This window comes from Escherichia sp. E4742 (assembly GCF_005843885.1).
Taxonomy (GTDB): domain Bacteria; phylum Pseudomonadota; class Gammaproteobacteria; order Enterobacterales; family Enterobacteriaceae; genus Escherichia.
Genome location: NZ_CP040443.1, coordinates 2187369 through 2211729 on the forward strand (window position 1 = coordinate 2187369; position 24361 = coordinate 2211729).

Sequence of the window (24361 nt, forward strand, 5' to 3'; positions counted from 1 at the left end):
CCAAATGATGTACTTGCTGTTAGGTATTGCACTTTCTGCTTTTACTGTCGGAACGGTCATGTTTTATCGATTTAGTAAAGTGACAGGAAGAAGCGTGCAATCACCTTTTACCCCAATGTTTTTTTTTGATGCTCTATTTTTTGGGCTAGGCAGCAGACGCGATATGAATATTGCTGCCTGTGCTTTTATGGTCTTTTTACTGAGTGTTTGGGGGCTCACCTATGTAAAATTACGGACTAATTTTTGGGGAAGCCCAGAAAGTTATTTTGGTTTAGGGATTGTCGGAATTTTCTTTCTGATAATGCATTGTCGCTATGGTGCAAAGGATGTTGTTATCAAAAATGATGGTCTTGCACCAATAAGGGAGTTAATTAATGTTCATCAGTCTGGCCTCACCAGCCCATTTTTGTGGTTAAGTAGGGCAGGGTACCTCGGATGTTTAATTGGCATGATAGGCTGATGCAGTGTTAATGAAATTTGTGATAAATGCCAATTAGTTGTTGAGAATAATGCGCTGGGTAACAAGAATGACAAGCTGCCACCCATTATTCCGATAAATCCGCTGCCAATCGGGGTTGAAGGTGCAGGTGGTGAGCTGCTGAACGGTGGTGGTGGGATAGCTAAAGGCGGTAAATCTAAAGATACTCAAATTTAGACAGAAACCAAGAAAGCAGAACCTGTAGGTAATGCCTATGGGCATTGGACAAAACATGGAAAAGAGTTTCCAGAGTATCAGAATGCGAAGCAATATGTTGATGCTGCACATAATTTTATGACAAACCCACCGCCAGGTACTTTAACTAAAACCCGCCCTAACGGAGACACACTGTATTACAATCCTGTGACTAATGTCTTTGCTTCAAAAGATATAAATGGTGTACCGCGTACAATGTTTAAACCAGATAAAGGTATCGAATATTGGAACAAGCAATGATGAATAATGGTTCTTATCCTTGTCCATGCTGTGGAAATAAGACAATTGATGAGCCGGGTTGTTATGAAATTTGCCCTATATGCGGATGGGAAGATGACCCTGTTCAATCGGCTGATCCAGATTTTTCTGGCGGGGCAAATTCTCCGAGTTTAAATGAGGCGAAACGAGCATTTAACGAACAGTAACTGATTATTAGCCGTCAGGCTCACCCAAATTGCCCGTACTCACGCTTGATCGCAGGACGATCCCGGTTTCGTTCAGTACGCTGGGGAACGCCCTGAGCCACCGCTTTATCTTCGGCCCGTTGACGGAGACTACGCACAGCTCCTCGGCGCAGCCGTACGGTTCGTTGTTAACGTCATCAGCCACGCTGACGGAAAAATTTGTTAGTGCCGGGCTGAGCTATGGGGCTAATGGTGCGGTACAAATTGGTACGGGAAATATCGGTGATAAGTTCGATTATCTCAGTTTCATGATGTCAGGCTTGACTGGCGTAGGTACAGCCGGGAAAGGATATTACGCTAACCAGTTGTTGGGTGCCGGTAGCGCTTACATGAGCAGCCAGATTGAAGGCCAGGACAGTACCGCATCTGTACGGTAAGCCGGTGAATGAACTGAGCGAGACAGAGAAGCAGACTGTTTCGACACTGGCAACGGTTGCTGCTGGCCTGGCCGGTGGTCTGGTGGGAGACTCGGGGGCTTCAGCGGTAGCCGGCGCACAGTCAGGTAAGACAACGGTTGAGAATAACTACCTGAGTGCTGATCAGATCGATAACTTTGCGGCGAGGGCGAAAGGTTGTGAGGCCCGTGGTGACTGTGGTCAGATCGTGAAAGAAATGGAAGATCTGAGTCTCAAGCAGCGTAATGAACTGATCGCAACATGTGCTTCGAGCCCGACAGCCTGCAAAGAGAAGTACGGTGACATCCCTGCTAACAGTTTGTTGGTTCACGAAGCCATAGACAGGGCATTGGGTGAAGATATTCCGTGGGCAATGAAGAATGACTTATCCGTTCTGTTGATGCAGCAGATGGATGAGTCAGGGATAGTGAGCAGTACTGACTTTGCCCAACGGCTGGAAAAACAGTATGGTCTTGACAGTCAGAGAGCCGAAATTTTAGCGGGAGCGGCAATGGCAGCCGTGACCGGTGGGTTGGGTAAAGGCGGGAAGCCTGCGGCTGGAACCGCAGGGAAAAATATCGTTGTGGTTGACTCGGGCAAGAAAGGTGCCTGGAACAAGGCGATGAGCAAGCCGGAGCCGAACACCATTTATAAAGTGGACGGGGATAAGACTTATCACACTGATAACCTGGCCAGACCCACTCAGGTTGAAGCAACTCTTAGCGCAAATGTGAAAGACCGGAATGGTTATCAGCAATGTAAGGCGGGTAGATGTGGTAATCTTGGAGATGAAGGTGGGCATTTAATAGCCAGTATATTTAATGGTCCAGGTGAAAAATTAAACCTGCTACCAATGGATGGAAACCTTAATAAAGGTGCCTGGAAAAGTATGGAAAACACTTGGGCTAAGGCATTAAGTGAAGGTAAAGATGTTAAAGTTAATATCCAGCCATCTTATACAGGTAACAGCGTAAGGCCGGATAAATTCTATGTTGAGTACTCTATAAATGGCGGAAGGCCGGTATCTGAAACGTTTAAAAATGTACCCGGAGGTAAGTAGTGAGGACTGATCAAGAGATTTATAATGATATAGGTTCAGTATTGCTATCTATTGCGCCTGAAAATGCATCCAAAGTGATCATGAGAGCAGAACTGTCTCCTGAAAATGATCATTGTAAATGTGAATTTGACTATATAAATGCAGATACTGGCAATACTGATTGGTTTTCGGCAGGGGCACAAGCAAACGGTGATTTATTTGATTTTCTTGTGGAATTAAGAAATTATTTTCTAGATAACTTTAAATCTCAGGAAAAGCCATTCTGGCATGGCTGTGAAGTGACAGTAGATGTAGAGGCTTTAAAGATGAATATTGAATTTAAATACGAAAATTGATTGCTAACCCACCTCTTGATTGGCGGTTTTTTTGCTCCGCAATTTATTCGGTGATTACTGAATCCATCCCAGCAGGCTATTTTACGATAGCCTGCTTCTCACCTCAAAATCTCCACACCCCATGCAAAACCAAGTTTTTGCTGATAGGTATTTAAAATCATAAAGTTATAATTTCAGAATTACGTTATGATAATTTTTATTATGCCGATCCGACTCGCCGATGACTCTATGGCAAGTCATCGGCGAGTCGTCACAGAGTCAGTACTGACTATCTTTATATAAAACAATAGATTAGTGAGAATCGAATCGGGAGTTGAATCGCATGTTTATTGGCGGTGACTCTGGGGCGACTCGTGAATTGATTCGCCAGGTGAATCGTGCCGGAGGGCCTGAAACCTTAATGAAGATTAAAGGGGGTGATACAATTATTGGTATATTTACTGATTCCTCGCGTTGCTTGTATTCCAATATCCCACGTGTGGTAATGTAACTTAAACAAAATTAGTGCAAATTAAATAAATTTAATGCAATCAAACTGCGTATTTTCATGAAAGGAGATCACCCAATAACGGGGGCTGTCTTAGGAGAAGTTACTGGCAACCAAGTAAAAGATAAACTGGACAAAGTAGGGAATAAAAATGGGAGCAATTAATATAAAAGATTTGGTTAAGCTTATTTTTTTATGCATAGGCTTGATGTTCGCTATTGTAGTAATGGCCTATTTATTAGCGTCAGTAATTGTTTATTTTAAAATAAACACATTTGATTTCAATTGGAGTGAGGCTCTTCCTGATGCCTTCAGAGTGGGGGGAGTTGGTGGGACAATCCTTGGTTTAGGTCTCTGGATAAAAGCAAAACTACAAGAAAGAAAATAAGATGATAAATAAGTCGATAACAATCTCAGCTTTTTGACTGGGGGGTTGTTGAAAACAATATGCTGAACGAGATCAGAGTCGCGATGGTACTTGGGGACCGGATAATGAAGAAAAAGCCCGTCATCAGGAGGTTCAGCAACAACGATTTGATGAACTGAGTAAAATATATGATAAAAGTCACTCGGTCGGAGAGTTAACGGTGGATGGGCAGACTATCAGGCAGAGTTCGGTAAGTAACCGTTATGGTACGACGAAAGTGTTTGAAAGCCAGAATCTGACGGATAAACAGATCCATAATTACGCACAACAGCTGGCAGGAGATACACCGCTGAAAGAGGTTCGGCCGGGGATCTATACTGCAAAGCTGGAGAACGGAACATCGATCACGTTGCGGAGTTTATCGTCGTCCCAAGAACAAACAGGTGCCAGATGGACTATTGATATTAAGGGGAATAAACAACTTTCTGACATTGCATATAAATACAAAGATGTGGAGATAAAATTTAAATGACATTATTACTTAATGACAAGCAATATAATGAATTATGTGAAGCTGCAGAAGGTCGTAATTTGGGGGCCGTTTTTTCCTATAGTGAACCAGAAGAACCCCCGCCGTTAAATTTTTCATTTGAAGAAAGGAAAAAAATTTTTCTATGGGTATTGACCCGTCTTCTGAAAGAAGGACGCATCAAACTGGCCAAGCACGGTAAGTTTCTGGGAGGAAGTATTGATGAGCAGGTTGAACGTTTCCGACAGGCATTTCCGAAAACAGAAGAAGAGATGGAAGACGGTATCTGGTTTTTTGATGAGAGTTGTCCGGGGGGAGCTGTTTGGGTGCTTGAAGATGGCTCTCTCGAATGGACCTGATAAACCCTTCACAGCGCAGGATGTGGCGCAGCGAGCGTATAACAGGGAAATACCAGCAGGCGATACAGGCCGCAACGGCAGCGGTACAGGGACTGGCCGGCGGTAATCTGAGTGCAGCCCTGGCAGGTGGTGCTGCGTCATCTGAAACAGCAGCGGTACGTTCAGACATGAGCCGGAGCAGGGAGGGCAGAACAGAAATAAATAAACAGCGATGGATATATGTCAGGTGTGAATGTGACATTATTCTGGCTTATGACAACGCTGGCTGGATGTTTCATCACCCTAATAACTCTGGCATATCAGCAATAACAATGTATGAGTTTTAAAATGAAGAAAATTATCTTTTTTCTGTTCGTGGGGCTTTTATTTTCTGTTCAGGCAGATGCTGCACGGGGAAGAAAACCCTGCTCGGGTGCTAAAGGTGGTATTTCACACTGTACGTCAGACGGACGTTTTGTCTGCAATGACGGAAGTCTGAGTCAGTCGAAGCGCTTTTGTTCCGGTTATGGCGTGGCACCCGCCAAACGTCAGGTGAAATCACCGGTCACCACGAAGCCGGTTCAGAAGAAAAAATCAGCGGCTGTCCGGAAGGTGTCACAACCGTCGGTGGCTGAGAAAAATGAGGCTGTGCTGGTCACTGAACCCCGCAACCCTACCTGTGCGCCGCTTTATATGGCCAGCAAACCCGGATTTACGCATCTGCCCATTTGTTCCGGTAATCAGTATTAATCTGTTACTGAAATAGCAGAGGAATCTGTGCTCAGCCTGCAGTTAATCCTGTAGTGGCGAGCATCATAAAGCCGGACAACCTTCCAGGTATAAATATGTCCGGAGGGCGTTAATCAAAGATATTCAGTTACTGAGAAGGAAAATAAAGGAAAGTCATGGCAGGAAGAAAAAAAGATGATAATGCAGCGGGATTTGTCCTGATTTTAGTTTGCGTTATTCTCTGGGGGATTTATGTGGCGGTCAGGGCGCTGATAAATCTTAATGAGCGCTTTATTGATGCAGTATCGAATCCGGCAGGTATTATTGGTTTGTTTTTTGGTTTGCTTACTGTATTTGTAATTTTACTTCGTTTTTTTATTTACCGGAGACTCAGAAAGAAAACAGCAGCCTTTGAGCAGGCCGTTTCAGAGCTGATTCAGAGGGAGCGGGATTTTAATGAAACTGTCAATGCCGCGATAGCCCGGGGAATACGACAGGAAAAGGAGCAGCTTGCCAGACGCCGTGAGGAGTTTCATACCGCCAGACAGAAGGCCAGCCGTGCAATGCAACGGATTGTTGATTCCGCCTGGAAATTTAAGGCGAAAACTCTGCTGGCTGGTGTAACGATTAATAACTGGCAAAACAAATATGACCAGCTTCGTAAGGAAAGAGAGGCTTACGCTGCTGTCAGTGAGAAAATAGCCTTTCTTAACCTGGAAGATAATTCTGACAGGGAGAGTGTCAGGCAACAGTTTCTGGACAAAGTGGCATTGCTGGAAAAAGCGCAGGAAGAGAAGGAATATCAGGCAGAGCTTAAGCGTCAGATGCGTGAAGAAAAAGAGCGTCAGGATGAACTTGACCGGCGCCAGCGGGAAGCGGAAGAGGAAGAACGGCGTCTTGCTGAGCAGCAGAAACTGATTGAGGAGGCGCTGCGCGCAGCAGAAGGGGCTCACAGGGAGGAGTTAGAGAAACAACGCCTGGAGCTGGAACAGAAAATTCAGGAAGCGCATGCGCAGTATGAACGTGCTAAATCCATGGCTCAGCTTACGAAACAGGGGCATGTTTATATCATTTCGAATATTGGTTCGTTTGGTGAGGATGTTTTTAAAATTGGCATGACCCGACGGCTGGAACCCATGGACAGGGTCAAAGAGTTAAGTGGTGCTTCTGTTCCGTTTGATTTTGATGTTCACGCCATGATTTCCTGTGATGATGCGCCCGCGCTGGAAAAAACACTTCATGACAGTCTGGAAAAATACCGCATTAACAGGATTAACCTGCGTAAAGAATTTTTCCGCGTGAAACTTGAGAGAATCATTAATGAAGTGGAGCGTCACCACGGGCAGGTGGAATATGTGGCTGACCCGGCGGCGCTGCAGTATCTGCAGAGTCTGGAATACGCGGAAAATGAAGCTGCCTGACAATCAGTGTTCTGATTTTATTCCGGCCGGATATAACAGGAGGGGTATCTGCAGATATCCTGCAGCATGGTTCACAGTATTCCGGTCATGTTAATGATTCTGTTTTTTTATTTCTGAATAAAACGACACCCACGATATAACGTCGTGGGTGTCGGTGATGATTATTTTTTTTGTTCACAGATTAAGGTGCGTTTATGGCGAAACTGATAAATGTATCGGCGTCCACTGAGGAGAGAATGACGTCCGGGGAGAGGAGGGTGGCTTCACGACTGGAGAGCTTTCTGAATGATGACTGCCTTGTCTGGTACGATATCCCGGTGGGACGGAAAAACCGGCATCCGGATTTTGTCATTATTGACCCGGAGAACGGACTGGTATTTCTGGAGGTCAAGGACTGGACGGTTTCCACGCTGCGCCAGGCAAATCAGGAGCAGGTCACGCTGGAAACCGACGGTCTTCTGAAATCAGAAATAAATCCGCTGGTACAGGTTCGTCGTTATGCCTGTGATACTGTTAATGCCTTACCTGCAGACCCGTGCTTACGGCAGAATGACGGTCAGTATAAGGGACGGCTGAACCTGGCCTGGGCGTATGGTGTGGTGTTTACCCGCATTACCCGTCAGCAACTGAAGACACTGGCAGGGAATGATGAGAATGCGGTGGAAAAGATTTTCCCTTCAGCACAGACAATCTGTCAGGATGAAATGACGCAGTCTGTTTTACCTGAGGTATTCCGGCAAAAAATTGCCGGGATGTTTACCACGGGATTCAGAACCCGGGTGACACCCCGGATGAGAGATATTCTGCGCGCCCATCTGTTTCCTGAAGTGACCGTGAAACAGAACTCACAAATCAAAATCATGGATATTCAGCAGGAGATTCTGGCCAGAAATATTGGTGACGGGCATCGTGTCATTCATGGTGTGGCCGGTTCCGGAAAAACCATGATTCTTTTGTTCCGTTGCCTTTACTTGGCAGAAACCATACCCGGAAAGATTCTGGTGTTGTGCTACAACATCACCCTGGCCAGTTATCTGCGGGAATGCATTGAAGCCAGAGGACTGATGTCACGGGTTACGGTATCTCATTTTCACAGTTGGTGTGCCTCGATGATAAAACGTTACGGTATTCAGGTGACGGCTGACAGAAAAGAATATCCTGAGAAATGCTTTAGTGCACTGGAAGAGGCCGTGAACAGCGGAAAAATCACCCAAACCGGATATGATGCTGTACTGGTGGATGAAGGGCATGATTTTGACAGTCGCTGGCTGGCCCTGATTGCCCGTCTGTTTGATAACGCATCCCGTTCACTGCTCCTGATGTACGATGACGCCCAGTCCATTTACCGGCGGGAGCGGGCCCTGAACTTTTCTCTGGCCAGTGTGGGGATTCAGGCACAGGGACGCACTTCTGTCCTGCCGGTCAATTACCGTAATCCGAAACGCATTCTGCACTTTGCTTATGCATTTTCCCGCGAGTATTTTGAAAAACATCAGAACCGTGAAATACCGCTTGTTCAGCCACAGGCGGGCGGTGAAGAGGGCACAGAACCGGAAATCTTGCGTTGTACTTCTGAACGTGATGAAGCCAGACAGGTAGCAGACTGGCTGGAGAAGCGTCATGCCCTGTGCGGCCACTGGAGTGATATGGCTGTATTGTGTCCGACAGAGCGTTCAGCGAAACAATTGCAAGACGTTATGACACAACGCGGGGTACCTTTTGCCACCTGTTTTGACAGGGAAGGCAAGAAGGCATACTCGCGACGTAAGGATGTGGTGCACTTACTGACATACCAGAGCAGTAAGGGGCTGGAGTTCCCGTATGTGGCGGTTATCAATGCTTCTTTCGTTCCTTCTGGTGTAGCGGATGAGTCTGAAGTAATTCCGGTGCTTTATGTGGCGTTCACCCGGGCAACCCGTGAATTACTGGTGACCTGTTACCGTGAAAACAGTATCAGTCGTCACCTTGAGGATTTTGCATAATACTGGACCATTTCTTTATTCCGGACTTTCACCATACTGTTATTATCAGGTTTATTTAATTCGCCATGAACCCGTTATTTAACGATATTCAGATGCGTCTTTTTCATCTTAACCATTCTCCGTATTCCTGGCACTGGAATGTCAGATTCAGACCCCAGGAAGCCATATATACTGGTAACGATACCTGTCATATCACCATTACCTGTAATCAGTCAGGTTTTCATTTAACCAGGGACGGACAACGGCTATTCACTGAGCGTTATATCAGAAACCTTAATGAGCTGTTACCTGTTCTGAAACGGCAGTGGGATGTGACACCGGCAATTATCCGCGCGGTGGAATACCTTTCCCGGGTACCGGTATCACACTGACGTTCTTTCCGTAACTATTAATCATGATTTAATACAGCAATACTGAATCTGCCGATGACTTCTGAAGTGAAACTGAAAACAGGTGGTGACCCCCGGTCATTACCGGATTATGCTGCCCTGCGCGATGAAATCAGCAAACTGACACACCCGGCACGCCCGGATGCATACAACAGGATTAAGTGGCCTGAATGAAGGGCTGGCTGCTTGTAGCCTGTATTAATCCGGAGAGAAAGGGACAGGCTACACGTATGGCGGTCACCATACGGCATAACCGGGCTAGGGGTAACCATCAAATAACCTCAATGTCTGATATTGTCAGGGACCTTTCGCGTCTGGGGTGGACAGATGAGCATATTGGCACAGAACTGGGGATGGACCAGGATGAAGTGCTGAGGCTGAAACCGATTAGCGAACTGACAGAGCTGTTTCAGGAAGAGGCTTTCAGTACGGCATGAACGGTTCGCTGAGATCGTCAGATATGAGTATTATTTCAGTGAGTTGATGTTTTGAGCAGGAAAAAGAATAGCCCGGAAGTTGTGGAAGACACGATTGCACTGAAACTGGAGGCTGCAGGTTACTGGCGCAGAGCTTCCACCCGCTGGCTTTTTATTGTGGGTAATTTTGAATGTACAGAAGCACAACGGGAGTGGTGGTTGTTGCGACGGGAGTATTGTCTGACGCAGATATCATCGCCGACATTACCAGTGAAGCTGGATATCAGCAAATTGGCGAAAGCTGCAGATAAGATACTGCGTTGAAATAAATGAGGGTTAAAAAATCAAAACCTAAGATGCAATCAAAAACTTCTTCTGAAGTGCTGTTTTATATTTAGTTGTGGGAATTCGTTGTTCATTTTTTTTGTAATCGAGGAGCTTTATGAAGATATCATTTTTTGGCGTGAATAACTTCAGGGCTATTTCAGGGGGGCTTGATAATAATAAAATCATTTTTAAAGATACGAACACGCTTTTTATATATGGGGCAAATAATGCCGGGAAATCCACTTTTTTAAAGGCTTATTTGTTTTTCTATTATGATGAAAAACCTGACATTAATGATTTCTTTAAACGTAACGATAATTTACCTATTGAATTTGAACTAGAAGTTCAGCTTGATGATTTAGATAAAGGTAAAATTGAAATAAAAGCACCCAAACAAAAAGATAGTTATAAGAAGTATTTGCATGATGGGTATATAAAAATTAAAAAGGTTTGGAGTAAGAATAACTCAAAAATAGAATGTAGAAATTATACTTATAATTACTCTAACGAGCAATATGATGAAGTTGGTTATGCAACAATTGGGTTGCACTCGGTATTTCAATCATGTTTGCCGAAGCCTGTATTTATTAAAGCAATGCCAACAGAAGAAGAGGCAAAAAAGATTCTTAATGAAATACTTAAGATGATGGCAGAAAGTACGCTAAAATCATCAGATCTTGAGGAGTTAAGAATAGCACAAGCTAAAATAAAAGAACTGCAAGATAAAATGTATGACTCCGGAGTGATAGAAGCATATCAAAACTCTGTTAATGGATATTTCAATAAAATATTTTTTGATACATCAATATGTTTTAAAGATAAAAAGGACAGAGTGGTTTGGACTGAAAATAAACTCGGTAGGGATTTTGAAATTGAGTTTATGAAAAAGAACGAATACGGTGAGTATGATGACGCAATTCCATCAAATTATAGTAGTGTAGGGCATGGAACGATTAGAACAGCTATATTTACTTTGCTACTCATGAGAGACGTAGCCGAAAGATTCGAGAGAAAAAAAGGAAGAAAAGACTATATGGTGCTATTTGAAGAACCAGAGTTGTTTCTTTATCCAAGAATAGTTAAAGAGTTACGAGAATTAATATATCAGGTCAGCGTTGAGGAGTTGCCATATCAGGTACTTTGTGCATCACATTCTTCAGCCATGATAGATCTTTCTAAACCTAAATCATCAATAATACGGTTAGTTAACAATTCTAAAGGTACAAAAATTTACCAAATCAATGATTCTTTTTTAAAGGATGCTAAAGGGATAATTACTAATGATGAGCTCAAACAAGAAATGTATGAGGTGCTGAGATTTAATCCTTATATATGTGAGTCATTTTATGCAGATGAGGTCTTATTAATTGAAGGTCCAACAGAGGAAATAATTTGTAGGGCTTATTTCCAAGAGTTTCCATCAAATAAAAATATTTTTGTTCTGAACTGCGGTACAGTCAATAACATTCCATTTTACCAGAAAATATTTTCCCAGTTTAATATTAAATATCATATTATCTGTGATACAGATAAATCAAAGATAATCTCTCTTGATAAAAATGGAAATCCTTATTTCGATTCGGGAATTCAGAAAAAAATTTCTGAGCAATACAAAGAGGATATAATTAAAATGAATGGGTGTATTGGATTGTTCAGGACTCACAATATAACTTTTGAACCAGCTCACCAGGATGATAGTATTCCCGAACATTTACGATTTGTTGATTGTGGGGATAGAAGTAAACCTTTTAATGCGAATATGTATTGGAAAACGATACTAAAGCCAAATATGTCCGACCGTGAAATAAATAAAGTCCCTATTATAAGACATTTACAGGAAATACTTGCACATTAGTTATAGTTTTTAAGAGAAAGAGTCCGAACACTCGCTCGGACTCTTTTCCCATTATTTTAGAGGATTGTTACCTTTGGCGTAATCGAAAGGGGAGATATTTATTTCTTTGTTTGTGTCCAGAAAATCTGCTCACCACTGTGGCATCAGTCGATGTTTTTCCAGATGCTCTGCTTTATAGATATACGCAGCACGTACGCCATTATGCTCCTGATGGCTCATCTGACGTTCCACTGCATCGCGGGACCACAAACCTGATTCAATGCACTGCACGCCATCGCCCGGATTCCACGACCATAGATTTTTTGGGTTGTGTCATACCATGCCCCATCACCCTGAGGGCTTTATTTACGGTGTTTTCACTAATTGCTTTACGTGGGACATGTGCTCCCGTAAATATCAGACTATTTTCACCTGCCCATGTCTGAAGTTCTGCCAGTATGGCTACAGCCTGTTTGTAGAGTGGTACAAGATGTGGAGTCCGCATCCTGGCTCCCCCGATGTGGGTTCAGACAGTGTGAGCAAATAAAAAAAGAAATATAAATAAAGCCATCCTGCTGTCAGTGCAGGATGGTTATTCATTATTTTTGTATCACTGAACTTTCATTCATCAGGTTTGCTCAGATAGTGAATCTATGTAGTCAGCGTACCATTGCATCATTTCACGGCGGCCATCGAGATACTGAGCATGGTTATAAGTTCCCCTGATAGCATTTTTATCTACATGGGCTAACTGTGTTTCGATCCACGATGAATTAAAACCCTGTTCGTGTAAAATAGTACTCATGGTGTGGCGGAAGCCATGTCCGGTTAGCCTACCTTTATATCCCAGTAACTCAATAACCTGATTAATACTTTCCTTGCTTATAGGCTTGCGAGGATCGTTCCTGCCGATAAACACCAACGAATGATGTTTTGATATTGGCTCAAGCAGCTTAAACAGAGTAATGACTTGTTCTGAAAGCGGCACAATATGAGGACGTTTCATCTTCATCACTTCTGCTGGAATTTCCCACAACTTTGCTTCAAAATTGATATCCTCCCAGCGAGCAAAGCGCAATTCTTGCGTGCGTACGCCAGTTAACATGATGATCTGAGTCGCTGTTTTTGTGATGATACTGCCGGTATAACCTGCTAGATCGTTAAGGAAGTAAGGAAGCTCATTAGCAGTAAGGAATGGGAAATGCACTTTCTTTGGTGTAGCTAACGCACCGGCAAGATCGGGGGCGGGATTGTAACTCGCTCTGCCAGTAATGATTGCAAAACGGAATACTTCTCCACAGCGTTGACGAACTTTACGCATTTTCTCCAACGCTCCGCGTTTCTCCATTTTACGTAAAGTTTCCAGTAGCTCCATTGGTTTAATATCAGCGATGGGACGTTTGCCAATATAGGGGAAGATGTCTTTTTCAAAGGTGTCAATGATTTCTGCACGGTAGCGTAGGGACCAGCGATCTGCTTTAGACTGATGCCACTCGCGAGCAATCACTTCAAAGGTGTTTTCTGCATTCAGTTTCTGTGCAAGTTTCTCGGCTTTTTTAGTTTCTCCAGGATCTCCACCTGCCGCCAGAATCTTCTTAGCCGCATCACGTTTTTCACGGGCGTCAGCAAGAGAAACATCGGGGTAGACGCCAAAAGCGAGGCGTTTTTCTTTACCCGCAATGCGATATTTCATGCGCCAGTAGCGTGAGCCATTGGGAGCAACTTCAACGTATAATCCGCCTGCGTCGCTTATGCGGTATGCTTTTTCTCTGGGTTTTAATGCGCGTACTTTTGCATCAGTTAACGGCATCTTTGTTTCCTCCTTAATGCAAGAATGTTTTGGTAACCAGAGTTTGTTTATATGTAAGGGAAAGGGTCAACTTGGTCATTTTGACGTTCTAATAGACTCAGTTGAGAGGGGGCCTGTCCTTAGTAACATTGCTCTCTTTCTAGAGTGTTATATGCGCCAGATCGTAACCATTCTTGATTTTTTTTGTGCATCCTCTCTTAATTTGATGGTCTTGATTAAACATCACATTCGATGTGTGTTGTGGAACGAGATGTTTTTACCCTTTCCCGTCTATTCGACAAGCATTCTGAGCCCGTTGAATTTATGAGCAGAAGGCTCTTTACCGATAGAAAATTTGCAAGGTCTACTATGGGTATCAGATGATGTTATTATTTGATTATGAAGTTTTTTTTATTGTTTTGGTGGCATGAACTTTCCTTTCAATATTTAGTTCCCCCAATTATGCCCCCAAAGGTATATTGAAGTATGTTGACTCCTGTTGACCTCAGGATACAAAGAAAGCCTGATATATAAGGGATTAGAAGGGGGGGATTGACGTCGGGAGAGTTCAGTAGAGGCATTTTGGCGGAAGATCACAGGAGTCGAACCTGCCCGGGACCGCTGGCGGCCCCAACTGGATTTGAAGTCCAGCCGCCTCACCGGAGACGACGATCTTCCGCGCCTCGATTGCTACATGGAGGCGGGGCGCATTATAGCTAGTTCCTCGCCTTATCACATCCCCCATCACACTTTTTTCCGCTTCGTTTCACCTTGCCATGATCCTCTTCACAGAAACTCTCGGCAAATCCATAAGTTACGCTTTGGCACAACCGCGCTCCCAGAAAAAAGAAACGTAAGTTGATAACAAAAAATAGCAATATCCGTATTCTTAAGGATGGTTTACGCCGTGCAATGAGCGGGAACGAACATGGTAATGAGATACTCTACTGTTTGTTATTTATTGAAAAAATGCCGGGTACGGCTGTGTCGTACCCGGTGAGATTGATTTTTACTGCACTGGCTCTGTTGACGTAACTTCGCCACTGGAAACTACGCCAGCATTCATGGTTTGGGTTACCTGCTGCTTTTCAGCGTTCACAGCATGGAGTTGCCCGCTAACCGTGGGTTTTAGCGGTGCATCGGCCTGAATATCGCCGCTGGCGGTAAGCTGAATATTGCCGTCGCCAGTCAACGGTAATTCAGGCCATCCCCACTGTTGCAAAATATTCACCGGCACACCGCGTCCGTTCAGGCTGATATGAGTCTGGCGCTGCGGCGTTTGTGAAACACTGGCAGTGGCTTCCAGAATGCCTTTCTCGGTAAACGCGCTAAGTTCGCTGATATTCACCGTGCTGCTGTTGGCGGCCAGTGCCAGCGACGGACGGCGAACATCAACACGATTGAACGTCGCGGCGGCGGCATTCAGATTCGCTGTGCCACTCCAGACGCCCCATTGGTGATTGGCAACCAGTGTCAGATTCGCGCCATAGCCATCGAGCGCGGTGAGTTGCCATGGAAAGTCAGGGTCGATATCAATGATCAGGTTGCGGCTGGCGCTAAATCTCTTCAGTTGCAGACTGTTTAACCAGCCGGGTGTTGTTTCCATCCATAACTGCTGCCAGTTTTTTGGCAGGGTATATTCCAGCCCGACAATTGCCGCATCATCGAGGATCAGCGTTTTCCCGTCGCGTTGCCAGTTTCCTGACGTTCTCACCATGCCACCTTCCCAACGGCTGGTAAACTGGCGCAGCGCCACGCCCTGCGGGGAAAACTCTGCGTTCATAATCGGGTCAAACAAATGTAGCGAACCATAAATAAACTCGCTGGCGTTCATCGACAGCTTTCCTTCCTGCGTCTGCCAGTCATCTTTAATGAAGGTCATGTTGCGCAAGCTGAGATCGAGATCGGTCACCGCCCAGTCCGGGCCTTGCAGGCGAGCATCTATCACTTCCAGGCGACCAATCTGTAACGAAGGCACAGAGCGCAATGGCGCAAAGAAATCAGTCAGCGATTTTTCGCTTTGCAGACGGATATCCGCCATGCGCAGGTTTTCCACCTGCCAGCTACCGTCGGCATTACGCTGCGCGTTTCCGGTTAATGTACCGTGCGCGATATCGGCACCCAGATTGGTCAGCGTAACGCGATCGTTATCAATACTGCCTTCAACCAACACATTGGTGGCAGGAACATCATTGAGCGACAGGGAGCCAGCACTGAACTGAATCTGCGCTTTCGTTCCCAACACTTTACCGGCTTCTGGCGACCACGGAATGACGCCGCCATTTACCCGCTGAGCACTTAATTTCCACTCGCTATTTGGGCTATTAAATGCCATATCGCGCAGTTGCAGGCGATCGGCTTTGAACGGTAGCGGGGCGGTCTGGTCGGTGAGATTCAGCGTCCCGTTTTCCAGCAGAATGGTATCGACATGGCGCGGTTCGGTCAGTTGCCGACTACTCAAGGCGATATCAACACTTTTTGCCACCAGGGTAGCGGGCTGTCCATCACGACCAAACGTGACGTTCTCCAGTATGATATGAGACGGCGCGGAAAAGCGGTGATCCATTGCCCCGAAGACCAAATGGTAGTCGCTATTTTCGGAAATCCATGCGCTGATATGCTCCGCACCCCAACGGGTTTGCAGAAGAAAATAGAGGCCAGTTATCACTACGAGTAGCGCGACGAAAATGTAGAGAAGCAGCTTCCCAATAAATTTCATAGTCTTCCATCCCGCGAAATACACATAAGGGAGTTATGCACGATTTACGCGCATTCCTCAAGGCGGGAATGGTGAAAGAGGGGCGCTGCGGCGGTAAAGAAACTTACCGCCGCTAAGTGAATTACGGTTTTTCCGGCGGGAAAATCAGGTTCAGCACAATGGCAGTAATACCGCCAGCGGCAATACCTGAAGAGAGCAGGTTTTTCAGCCAGTCAGGGGCAAATTGCAAAATCAGCGGCTGCTGAGAAACGCCCAGACCGACGGCCAGCGACAGTGCAATAATCAGAATTGCCCGACGGTTCAGCGGCTCGCGGGAAACGATGCGTACACCGGATGCGGCGATGGTGCCAAACATCACAAGCGTAGCGCCGCCCAGAACTGGCTCTGGGATGTGTTGCACGAAACCACTCACTGCCGGGAACAGGCCCAGCACGATCAGCATCAGCGCCACCACAAAACCGACATAACGGCTGGCAACACCCGTTAACTGAATTACACCGTTGTTCTGTCCGAAGCAGGAGTTCGGGAAGGTGTTAAATACTGCCGAGACAAACGAGTTCAGGCCGTTTGCCAGCACGCCGCCTTTCAGACGTTTCATGTACAGCGGGCCGGAAACCGGCTGTTCGGAAACGTCAGAGGTCGCGGTGATATCGCCAATGGTTTCCAGTGAGGTGATCATAAAGACCAGCATCAGCGGCAGCAGTAGGCTCCATTCAATACCAAGACCGTAATAGAGCGGCGTTGGTACCATAATCAGTTCTTGCGTCATCGGTTCGTTGCTTTCTGGCAACATACCCATAAACCACGCCAGCGCATATCCGGCCGCCATCGCAATCACCAGCGAGGCCACGCGTAAGTAAGGGTTACGTTGGCGGTTAAGCAGAATGATTAAAGCTAAGACCACGCCCGCCAGCAGCAGGTTTTTCGGTGCGCCAAAGGTGTTGTCGCTCATGGCCGCATAGCCGCCACCAATGGACGTTAACCCAACCTGAATTAGCGACAGGCCGATAATCATCACCACGACGCCAGAAACCAGCGGCGTAATAATGCGGCGCGCCAGATGCAGTACGCGGGAGATCACCATCTCCGTGCAACTTGCCAACATCAGGGTACCAAACAGTGCCGCCATCATGGTGGGAACATCAGCACCACCGGTCTTCAGCGCCGTGCCGCCCATAATCAGCGGGGCAACGAAGTTGAAACTGGTCCCCTGAATCGACAACAACCCGGAACCTACCGGCCCCTAGGCTTTAATCTGAATAATCGATGCCACACCGGAGGCAAACAGCGACATACTAATAATGTGTTGTGTGTCCTGTGCCGGTAAACCTAGCGCCTGGCAGATGAGAAGCGCAGGGGTGATCACCGCGACAAACATCGCCAGCAGGTGTTGACAGGCGGCAAACAGAGTTTGAGCAAGCGGTGGACGATCTTCAAGACGATAAATCAGTTCGCTGTTTTGAGTCTGCGCAACCGGTTGCGCATTTTCTGACTCGAGGGTGGAAACAGACATCGAAAACAATCCCGTGGTGGCAAAGCGGGCATTTTAGCTGACCGAAAGGTAAAAGCAAACGTTTGCCATGCATTCTCCTAAATATTTAAATGCGATAAATGCACTTTTTTATATAACTTTTGGTTGTTTTCTGCTTAAAATCCATGCCATTTTTTTATTTTCAGCTGAGAATTCGAACCGGGATAGCATGACTCGATACTCGTCATATTTCGCCCTACTGCACATGCGCGATGAAGTATGACGAGTGTGAAAGAGTGGTGCGGACACAAAGGAGTAACTATGTTTCATCTCGATACTTTAGCAACGCTTGTTGCTGCAACGCTGACGTTGCTGCTCGGGCGCAAGTTGGTCCATTCCGTCTCCTTTCTGAAGAAATACACCATACCGGAACCTGTTGCGGGTGGTTTATTGGTGGCGCTGGCGTTGCTGGTGCTGAAAAAAACCATGGGCTGGGAAGTCAATTTTGATATGTCCCTGCGCGATCCGTTGATGCTGGCTTTCTTTGCCACCATCGGCCTGAACGCCAACATTGCCAGCTTACGTGCCGGTGGCCGTGTGGTGGGTATTTTCCTGATTGTGGTTGTTGGCCTGTTGGTGATGCAAAATGCCATCGGTATTGGTATGGCCAGTCTGTTAGGTCTTGATCCGCTGATGGGGCTGTTAGCAGGGTCTATTACGCTTTCTGGCGGTCATGGGACTGGCGCGGCGTGGAGTAAATTGTTCATTGAACGTTACGGCTTTACTAATGCGACGGAAGTCGCAATGGCCTGTGCAACGTTCGGTCTGGTGCTGGGCGGCTTGATTGGGGGGCCGGTGGCGCGGTATCTGGTGAAACACTCCACTACACCGAACGGTATTCCGGATGACCAGGAAGTCCCGACGGCGTTCGAAAAGCCAGATGTAGGACGCATGATCACTTCGCTGGTACTGATTGAAACCATCGCGCTAATTGCTATCTGCCTGACGGTGGGGAAAATTGTTGCGCAACTTTTGGCTGGCACTGCTTTTGAATTACCAACCTTTGTTTGTGTGCTGTTTGTAGGCGTGATTCTGAGCAACGGTCTGTCAATGATGGGCTTTTATCGCGTCTTTGAACGTGCGGTATCGGTGCTGGGTAACGTAAGTCTGTCGTTGTTCCTGGCGATGGCGCTGATGGGGCTGAAACTGTGGGAGCTGGCTTCGCTGGCGCTGCCGATGCTGGCGATTCTGGTGGTACAGACCATCTTCATGGCGTTGTATGCCATCTTCGTCACCTGGCGCATGATGGGCAAAAACTACGATGCGGCGGTGCTTGCTGCGGGTCATTGTGGCTTTGGTCTTGGTGCGACACCAACGGCAATCGCCAACATGCAGGCGATTACTGAACGCTTTGGCCCGTCGCACATGGCGTTCCTGGTAGTGCCGATGGTCGGTGCGTTCTTTATCGATATCGTTAACGCCCTGGTGATTAAGCTGTATTTGATGTTGCCGATTTTTGCGGGGTAACCGATGAAGCGGCGGTGTAAGCGCCGCTGCAACAAAGACAAATGCCTGATGAGCTTCGCTTATCAGGCCTACATATTGATTCACAATTTATTGAGTTCGTAAGTTTCTGTAGGCCGGATAAGGCGTTCACGCCGCATCCGGCAGGAAGGTAGATCAACCTGAAACGGCGGTCTTCTCACCGCCGCCTTTTACGCATTCGAGTAACGTTCAGTCTCTGGCATCCAGCGTTCTATCAGGGCTTTTGCCTGCTGTGGGTAACGTTCGTGAATATGTCGCGCCAGGCGCTGAACTTCCGGGATCATCGCCTGATCGCGCAGTAAATCTGCCACTTTAAATTCGGCATTACCTGTCTGACGCGTACCTAACAGTTCACCCGGTCCACGTATCTCCAAATCTTTCTGCGCAATCACAAAACCGTCGTTACTATCACGCAGCACTTGCAGGCGGATTTGCGCCGTTTTGGAGAGCGGTGTTTTGTAGAGCAGGACACAGTGAGAAGCCACCGCGCCACGACCCACGCGCCCGCGAAGCTGGTGTAACTGCGCCAGACCCAGACGCTCCGGGTTTTCGATAATCATCAGACTGGCGTTAGGCACATCAACGCCCACTTCAATAACGGTAGTGGCAACCAGCAGGTGTAACTCGCCTTGTTTAAACGACGCCATCACCGCCTGCTTCTCGGCAGGCTTCATACGCCCATGTACCAGACCGACATTCAACTCTGGTAGCGCCAGTTTCAACTCTTCCCACGTGGCTTCCGCCGCCTGCGCTTCCAGTAATTCCGATTCTTCAATCAACGTACAAACCCAGTACGCCTGACGGCCTTCCGTCATGCAGGCGTGGCGCACGCGGTCGATAATATCGTTACGGCGCGTATCAGGAATTGCCACTGTCGTCACTGGGGTACGTCCTGGCGGCAGTTCATCAATGACTGAGGTGTCGAGATCGGCATACGCGGTCATTGCCAGCGTGCGGGGGATCGGCGTGGCTGTCATGATCAACTGATGTGGATGAAAGCCCTGTTGCTGGCCTTTCTCCCACAATGCCAGACGCTGATGCACGCCAAAGCGATGCTGTTCGTCGATAATCACCAGCGCCAGGCCGTTAAACTGCACCTGTTCCTGGAAAATGGCATGAGTGCCAACAATCATCTGCACCTGACCGCTGGCGATGGCTTCTTGCTGAGCCAGTCGCGCTTTACCTTTCTGCTTACCGGCGAGCCAGCCCACGTCGATACCGAGCGGTTCAAACCAGTTGCGGAAGTTATTGGCGTGCTGCTCGGCAAGTAACTCGGTTGGTGCCATCAGCGCCACCTGTTTGCCGTGCGCAATCGCACGCAGCGCGGCGAGGGCGGCGACCAGCGTTTTACCGGAACCTACATCGCCCTGTACCAGACGCATCATCGGCACATCCAGCGCCATATCGCGCTCGATCTCCGCCACTACGCGTGCCTGTGCGCCCGTTGGCTTGAACGGTAAGGCGGCGAGGAGTTTATTTTTCAGCGCGTCATTGGCGCTAAGCGGCTGGGCATGGAAACGTTGCGCTCCGGCGCGTAACGCCAGCATGCTAAGGTTGTGCGCCAGCAGTTCTTCCAGAATCAGACGACGTTGCGCCGGATGCTGCCCGGTTTCCAGATCGCTAAGTTGCAGCGTTGGCGGTGGGCGATGCAGAGTGCGCAACGCTTCCGGTAACGTCATCATTCCTTGTGACAGCTCCGGCGGCAGGAGTTCTTCAATGGCGCAGGTGTCGAGCAGATCCAGCGCCTGGTCAGTTAATTTACGCAGCGTCGCCTGCTTTACGCCTTCCGTTGTTGGATAAACCGGCGTGAGCGTTTCCTGCAACTCTGGCGTACTGAGATCGCCCTGTACGCGGTATTCCGGGTGGATCATCTCCGCACCATATTTACCGCGCTTTGCTTCGCCATAGGCCAGCACGCGGCGGCCCGTCGCCAGGCTATTTTTCATCGCCGCGCTGAAGTTGAAAAAGCGCATGGTGAGAATGCCGGAACCATCGCTGATCTGGCAGGTCATCATCCGCCGACCGCCGAAGGAGATATTGCAATTCAGCACTTCGCCTTCCACCGTGGCATAAACGCCCGGCAGTAGTTCACCGATGGGGTAGAGATGGGTGCGATCTTCGTAGCGCAGGGGAAGGTGTAAGAGTAAATCCTGCACGGTATGCAGATTGATTTTCGCCAGCTTGTTACTAAGCGCTGCGCCAACGCCCGTTAGGGAACTGAGTGGGACAGCATCTAACAGGCGACCTTTCATGGCACTTACCCTGCAGCCTGCATAGTGGCCCACCAGTCGGCATCGGCTTCAATTTCGCCTTGCTGATTGACGTGGGGGTAAGGCAGGCCTTTGCGTTTTGCGACTTTCGCCAGCACCGGATAGCCGCCTTCAAATAACAAACGTTGTTGCTCTGCTTCCGGCAACATACTGTTTTCACGCAGGTACATGCTTGCGTTTTGCCGCTGGCGCTGGGCTTCGTAAAGAATGAGGGCTGAGGCAACGGAAACATTCAGCGACTGCACCATGCCGATCATCGGAATGATGATGTCCTGATCCGCCAGGGCTAATGCTTCCTGAGTGATGCCCGTTTTCTCCTGACCCATCAAAATACAGGTCGGGCGGGTGTAATCAATTTCGCGGAAATCGACAGCGTTATCAGAAAGATGGGTTGCCAGAATCTGCATGCCCTGGCCTTTCAGATGGGCGACGGCATCGCCAATGGTACGGTGCGTTTTCACCTGTACCCAACTGTTGCTGCCAGCCGCAGCCGAAGCCATAGTGCGCATCCGGCTACCAGGCCAGACGGCGTGGACTTCGTGTACGCCAACGGCATCTGCGGTACGAATAATCGCAGAAACGTTATGGGGTTTGTGGACCTGCTCCATGCAGACGGTCAGATCAGGCTGCCGCCTGGCGAGCATTTCGCAGATACGTGCATAACGTGTTGGGTTCATAAAACATTAATTTCGGTTTCGGGTGACTTTAATCACGTCTGGCATCACGCGGATTTTGCGCATGATATTCGCCAGATGCACACGGTCACGGGCGGTCAGACGAATAAAGGCGCTGTAGACGCGACCATCCTTTTCTTCTGTATTCAAACTTTGAATATTGGAGTTGGTCGTATTGATCGCTGCCGTCAGGTTAGCTAATGCGCCCTGATGATTGAACATCTCCACCTTGATTTCGGTGATGAACTCTTGCGCCGTCTCTTTATCCCATTCCACAGCCATAAATTTCTCTGGCTCTTTCTGGTAGCCACGGATGTTACGACAGGATTCATGGTGGATCACCAGACCTTTACCGGGGCTGACGTGAGCGATAATTGGATCGCCAGGAATAGGACGGCAGCATTTCGCAAAGGTGATCAGAACGCCATCGGCACCTTTAATTGGCAGATGTCCGTGACTTTGGGTCGCCGGAGGAATGGAAGCGTCTCCATGTTGCAGATTTTTCGCGACCACCACGCTCATCGCGTTGCCAAGGCCGATTTCAGCCAGCAGATCGTCAAGCGTTGCCAGCTTCATGCGGTCCAGTTCGCGCTGAATATTTTCCTGCGGGATTTCATTGAGCTTACGGCTACCACCCAACGCATGGTTGAGCAGACGGCGGCCCAGGCTTACAGAATCATCACGCTTGAGGTTTTTCAGCAACTGACGAATTTTGGCGCGCGCTTTCGAGCTGACGACAAAGTTCAGCCACGCGGCATTCGGGCGAGCGCCCGGTGCGGTAATGATTTCAACTGTTTGACCACTGGTAAGCGGCTGCGACAGCGGGTAAGGCTGACGGTCGACGCGCGCGCCCACGCAGGCATGACCGATATCGGTATGCACCGCATAAGCGAAGTCTACGGGCGTTGCACCGGCAGGCAGCTCGACAATGCGCCCTTCCGGTGTGAAAACGTAAATCTCATCCGGGAAGAGATCGGATTTAACGCTCTCGATAAATTCAAACGAGCTACCGGCGCTCTGTTGCAGCTCCAGCAGGCTTTGCATCCAGCGCTGGGCGCGGATTTGCGCGGTAGTGCTGGTTTCGCCGTGCTCTTTATAAGCCCAGTGCGCGGCAACACCCATCTCCGCCATCTGATCCATATCTTCGGTACGGATCTGGACTTCAACCGGCACGCCGTGCGGGCCAATCATCGAGGTGTGCAAAGATTGATAGCCGTTCGCTTTTGGAATGGCGATATAGTCTTTCACGCGACCCGGACGCGGCTTGTACAGGCTGTGCATCTGGCCGAGCACGCGATAACAGGTGTCGGAATCATTGACGATCACGCGGAAGGCGTAGATGTCCATGATCGAGTGAAAACGCTGCTCTTTGAGCACCATTTTGCAGTAAATCGAATAAAGATGCTTTTCGCGACCACTGACGCGGCACGGTATTCCCGCTTCCTGCAAACGCCCTTCGATTTCCGAGAGGATTTTTTGGATCATCTCTTTACGGTTGCCGCGCGCGGCTTTCACCACTTCTTTGATTACGCGATAACGGTTGGGATACAGCGCTTCAAAACCCAGCTCTTCGAGTTCGGTTTTAATGTGGTGGATACCTAAACGGTGCGCCAGCGGGCTGTAAATTTCGAGAGTTTCACGGGCGATGCGGCGACGTTTGTCCGGGCGAAGTGAGCCCAGCGTGCGCATGTTGTGGGTACGGTCTGCGAGTTTGATGAGAATGACGCGGATATCCTGCACCATCGCCATAATCATCTTGCGAAAGTTTTCGGCCTGCGCCTCTTTCTTATCGCGGAACTTGAGCTTATCAAGCTTTGATACTCCCTCTACCAGTTCGGCGACGCTTTTACCAAAAAGCTGTTCCATGTCCTGGTAGGTGGCGGGAGTATCTTCAATCACGTCATGCAGCAGCGCTGCCATTAGCGTTTCATAGTCGAGTTTCATCTCGGCCAGAATGCAGGCAACCGCTACCGGGTGCGTGATATAGGGTTCACCGCTTGAACGTGTTTGCCCCTCGTGAGCATCACGTGCAACGAGATACGCCTGCCGCAGACGCTTGATTTGGTCTTCCGGCAGGTAGGTTTGAATCAGTTGATTCAGGCTTTCAAACAGATACAAGGGCGACC

Annotated in this window: 20 protein-coding genes, 1 tRNA gene and 6 pseudogenes; 19 read left to right on the plus strand and 8 right to left on the minus strand. The window is 47.9% G+C overall.

Features of this window, described 5'->3' with window-relative positions; all coding sequences use genetic code 11:
- The first annotated feature begins 4 nt into the window (after positions 1-4).
- From FEM44_RS10675 to FEM44_RS10760, 18 genes and pseudogenes are all read left to right on the plus strand, one after another.
- The gene (locus tag FEM44_RS10675; RefSeq protein ID WP_053289061.1) at positions 5-460 is read left to right on the plus strand and encodes a hypothetical protein; all 456 of its coding nucleotides are present in this window, start codon (positions 5-7) and stop codon (positions 458-460) included.
- A 195-nt stretch (positions 461-655) separates the two neighbouring features.
- Positions 656-934, plus strand: a pseudogene (locus FEM44_RS26010) (VENN motif pre-toxin domain-containing protein); the annotation flags it as partial.
- The gene (locus tag FEM44_RS10685; protein WP_071531845.1) at positions 934-1119 is read left to right on the plus strand and encodes a CPCC family cysteine-rich protein; all 186 of its coding nucleotides are present in this window, start codon (positions 934-936) and stop codon (positions 1117-1119) included. The pseudogene FEM44_RS26010 and the gene FEM44_RS10685, both read left to right, overlap by 1 nt.
- Before the next feature lie 29 nt (positions 1120-1148).
- The gene (locus FEM44_RS10690) at positions 1149-1535 is read left to right on the plus strand and encodes a hypothetical protein (protein WP_039005202.1); all 387 of its coding nucleotides are present in this window, start codon (positions 1149-1151) and stop codon (positions 1533-1535) included.
- Between the two features lie 10 nt (positions 1536-1545).
- Positions 1546-1702 (plus strand): annotated as a pseudogene (locus tag FEM44_RS26015) (VENN motif pre-toxin domain-containing protein); the annotation flags it as partial.
- Positions 1703-1770: 68 nt separating this feature from the next.
- Positions 1771-2613: a DNA/RNA non-specific endonuclease gene (locus FEM44_RS10695; protein ID WP_431023030.1), complete on the plus strand. Its 843-nt coding sequence runs from the start codon at positions 1771-1773 to the stop codon at positions 2611-2613.
- Positions 2613-2948 (plus strand): hypothetical protein, encoded by a 336-nt coding sequence (locus tag FEM44_RS10700; RefSeq protein WP_135487902.1) that lies wholly within the window; start codon positions 2613-2615, stop codon positions 2946-2948. Before FEM44_RS10695 ends, FEM44_RS10700 begins: the two co-directional genes overlap by 1 nt.
- A 638-nt stretch (positions 2949-3586) precedes the next feature.
- Positions 3587-3823, plus strand: a complete 237-nt coding sequence (locus FEM44_RS10705; protein ID WP_135487903.1) for a hypothetical protein — start codon at positions 3587-3589, stop codon at positions 3821-3823.
- A gap of 256 nt (positions 3824-4079) precedes the next feature.
- On the plus strand, positions 4080-4334 hold the full coding sequence (locus FEM44_RS25150) for a hemagglutinin (RefSeq protein WP_175406691.1): 255 nt from the start codon (positions 4080-4082) through the stop codon (positions 4332-4334).
- Positions 4331-4690, plus strand: coding sequence for a DUF596 domain-containing protein (locus FEM44_RS10715; RefSeq protein WP_073520651.1), 360 nt, complete (start codon positions 4331-4333; stop codon positions 4688-4690). Before FEM44_RS25150 ends, FEM44_RS10715 begins: the two co-directional genes overlap by 4 nt.
- 1 nt (position 4691) lies before the next feature.
- A pseudogene (locus FEM44_RS26020) lies at positions 4692-4896 on the plus strand (VENN motif pre-toxin domain-containing protein); the annotation flags it as partial.
- Positions 4897-5017: 121 nt separating this feature from the next.
- Positions 5018-5419: a hypothetical protein gene (locus FEM44_RS10725; protein WP_135521039.1), complete on the plus strand. Its 402-nt coding sequence runs from the start codon at positions 5018-5020 to the stop codon at positions 5417-5419.
- Between the two features lie 155 nt (positions 5420-5574).
- Positions 5575-6819 (plus strand): GIY-YIG nuclease family protein, encoded by a 1245-nt coding sequence (locus FEM44_RS10730; protein ID WP_135521041.1) that lies wholly within the window; start codon positions 5575-5577, stop codon positions 6817-6819.
- Positions 6820-7055: 236 nt separating this feature from the next.
- The gene (locus FEM44_RS10735) at positions 7056-8801 is read left to right on the plus strand and encodes a 3'-5' exonuclease (protein WP_135521052.1); all 1746 of its coding nucleotides are present in this window, start codon (positions 7056-7058) and stop codon (positions 8799-8801) included.
- A 65-nt stretch (positions 8802-8866) separates the two neighbouring features.
- Positions 8867-9172, plus strand: a complete 306-nt coding sequence (locus FEM44_RS25505; RefSeq protein WP_001604127.1) for a hypothetical protein — start codon at positions 8867-8869, stop codon at positions 9170-9172.
- Positions 9173-9360: 188 nt separating this feature from the next.
- Positions 9361-9627 (plus strand): annotated as a pseudogene (locus FEM44_RS10750) (IbrB-like domain-containing protein); the annotation flags it as partial.
- An 81-nt stretch (positions 9628-9708) separates the two neighbouring features.
- Positions 9709-9930: a PerC family transcriptional regulator gene (locus FEM44_RS10755; RefSeq protein ID WP_032158196.1), complete on the plus strand. Its 222-nt coding sequence runs from the start codon at positions 9709-9711 to the stop codon at positions 9928-9930.
- A 118-nt stretch (positions 9931-10048) separates the two neighbouring features.
- The gene (locus FEM44_RS10760; RefSeq protein WP_135521043.1) at positions 10049-11788 is read left to right on the plus strand and encodes an ATP-dependent nuclease; all 1740 of its coding nucleotides are present in this window, start codon (positions 10049-10051) and stop codon (positions 11786-11788) included.
- 51 nt (positions 11789-11839) lie between these two features.
- Here FEM44_RS10760 and FEM44_RS25510 read toward each other — a convergent pair.
- From FEM44_RS25510 to xanP, 5 genes and pseudogenes are all read right to left on the minus strand, one after another.
- A pseudogene (locus FEM44_RS25510) lies at positions 11840-12281 on the minus strand (tyrosine-type recombinase/integrase); the annotation flags it as partial.
- Positions 12282-12395: 114 nt separating this feature from the next.
- Positions 12396-13577, minus strand: coding sequence for a tyrosine-type recombinase/integrase (locus tag FEM44_RS10770; protein ID WP_001604123.1), 1182 nt, complete (start codon positions 13575-13577; stop codon positions 12396-12398).
- A 562-nt stretch (positions 13578-14139) separates the two neighbouring features.
- A tRNA-Sec gene (locus FEM44_RS10775) sits at positions 14140-14234 on the minus strand.
- 331 nt (positions 14235-14565) lie between these two features.
- Positions 14566-16275 carry an AsmA family protein gene (locus tag FEM44_RS10780; protein WP_135521045.1) on the minus strand — a complete coding sequence of 570 codons (1710 nt, stop codon included), beginning with the start codon at positions 16273-16275 and terminating at the stop codon, positions 14566-14568.
- A 121-nt stretch (positions 16276-16396) separates the two neighbouring features.
- Positions 16397-17788 (minus strand): annotated as a pseudogene (gene xanP / locus FEM44_RS10785) (xanthine/proton symporter XanP).
- A 279-nt stretch (positions 17789-18067) separates the two neighbouring features.
- Here xanP and gltS point away from each other — a divergent pair.
- Positions 18068-19273 carry a sodium/glutamate symporter gene (gene gltS, locus FEM44_RS10790; protein WP_064526038.1) on the plus strand — a complete coding sequence of 402 codons (1206 nt, stop codon included), beginning with the start codon at positions 18068-18070 and terminating at the stop codon, positions 19271-19273.
- 188 nt (positions 19274-19461) lie between these two features.
- On the opposite strand, the gene recG is transcribed toward gltS, so the two are convergent.
- The 3 genes from recG to spoT are packed head-to-tail and all read right to left on the minus strand — an operon-like array spanning position 19462 to position 24353.
- A complete protein-coding gene (gene recG, locus FEM44_RS10795) occupies positions 19462-21543 on the minus strand; it encodes an ATP-dependent DNA helicase RecG (RefSeq protein ID WP_135521047.1) in 2082 nt (693 codons plus the stop codon).
- Between the two features lie 5 nt (positions 21544-21548).
- Entirely contained in the window at positions 21549-22238 is a 690-nt protein-coding gene (gene trmH / locus FEM44_RS10800) for a tRNA (guanosine(18)-2'-O)-methyltransferase TrmH (protein WP_135521048.1), read from the minus strand.
- Positions 22239-22244: 6 nt separating this feature from the next.
- Positions 22245-24353, minus strand: coding sequence for a bifunctional GTP diphosphokinase/guanosine-3',5'-bis pyrophosphate 3'-pyrophosphohydrolase (gene spoT / locus FEM44_RS10805; protein ID WP_135487016.1), 2109 nt, complete (start codon positions 24351-24353; stop codon positions 22245-22247).
- Positions 24354-24361 lie beyond the last annotated feature (8 nt).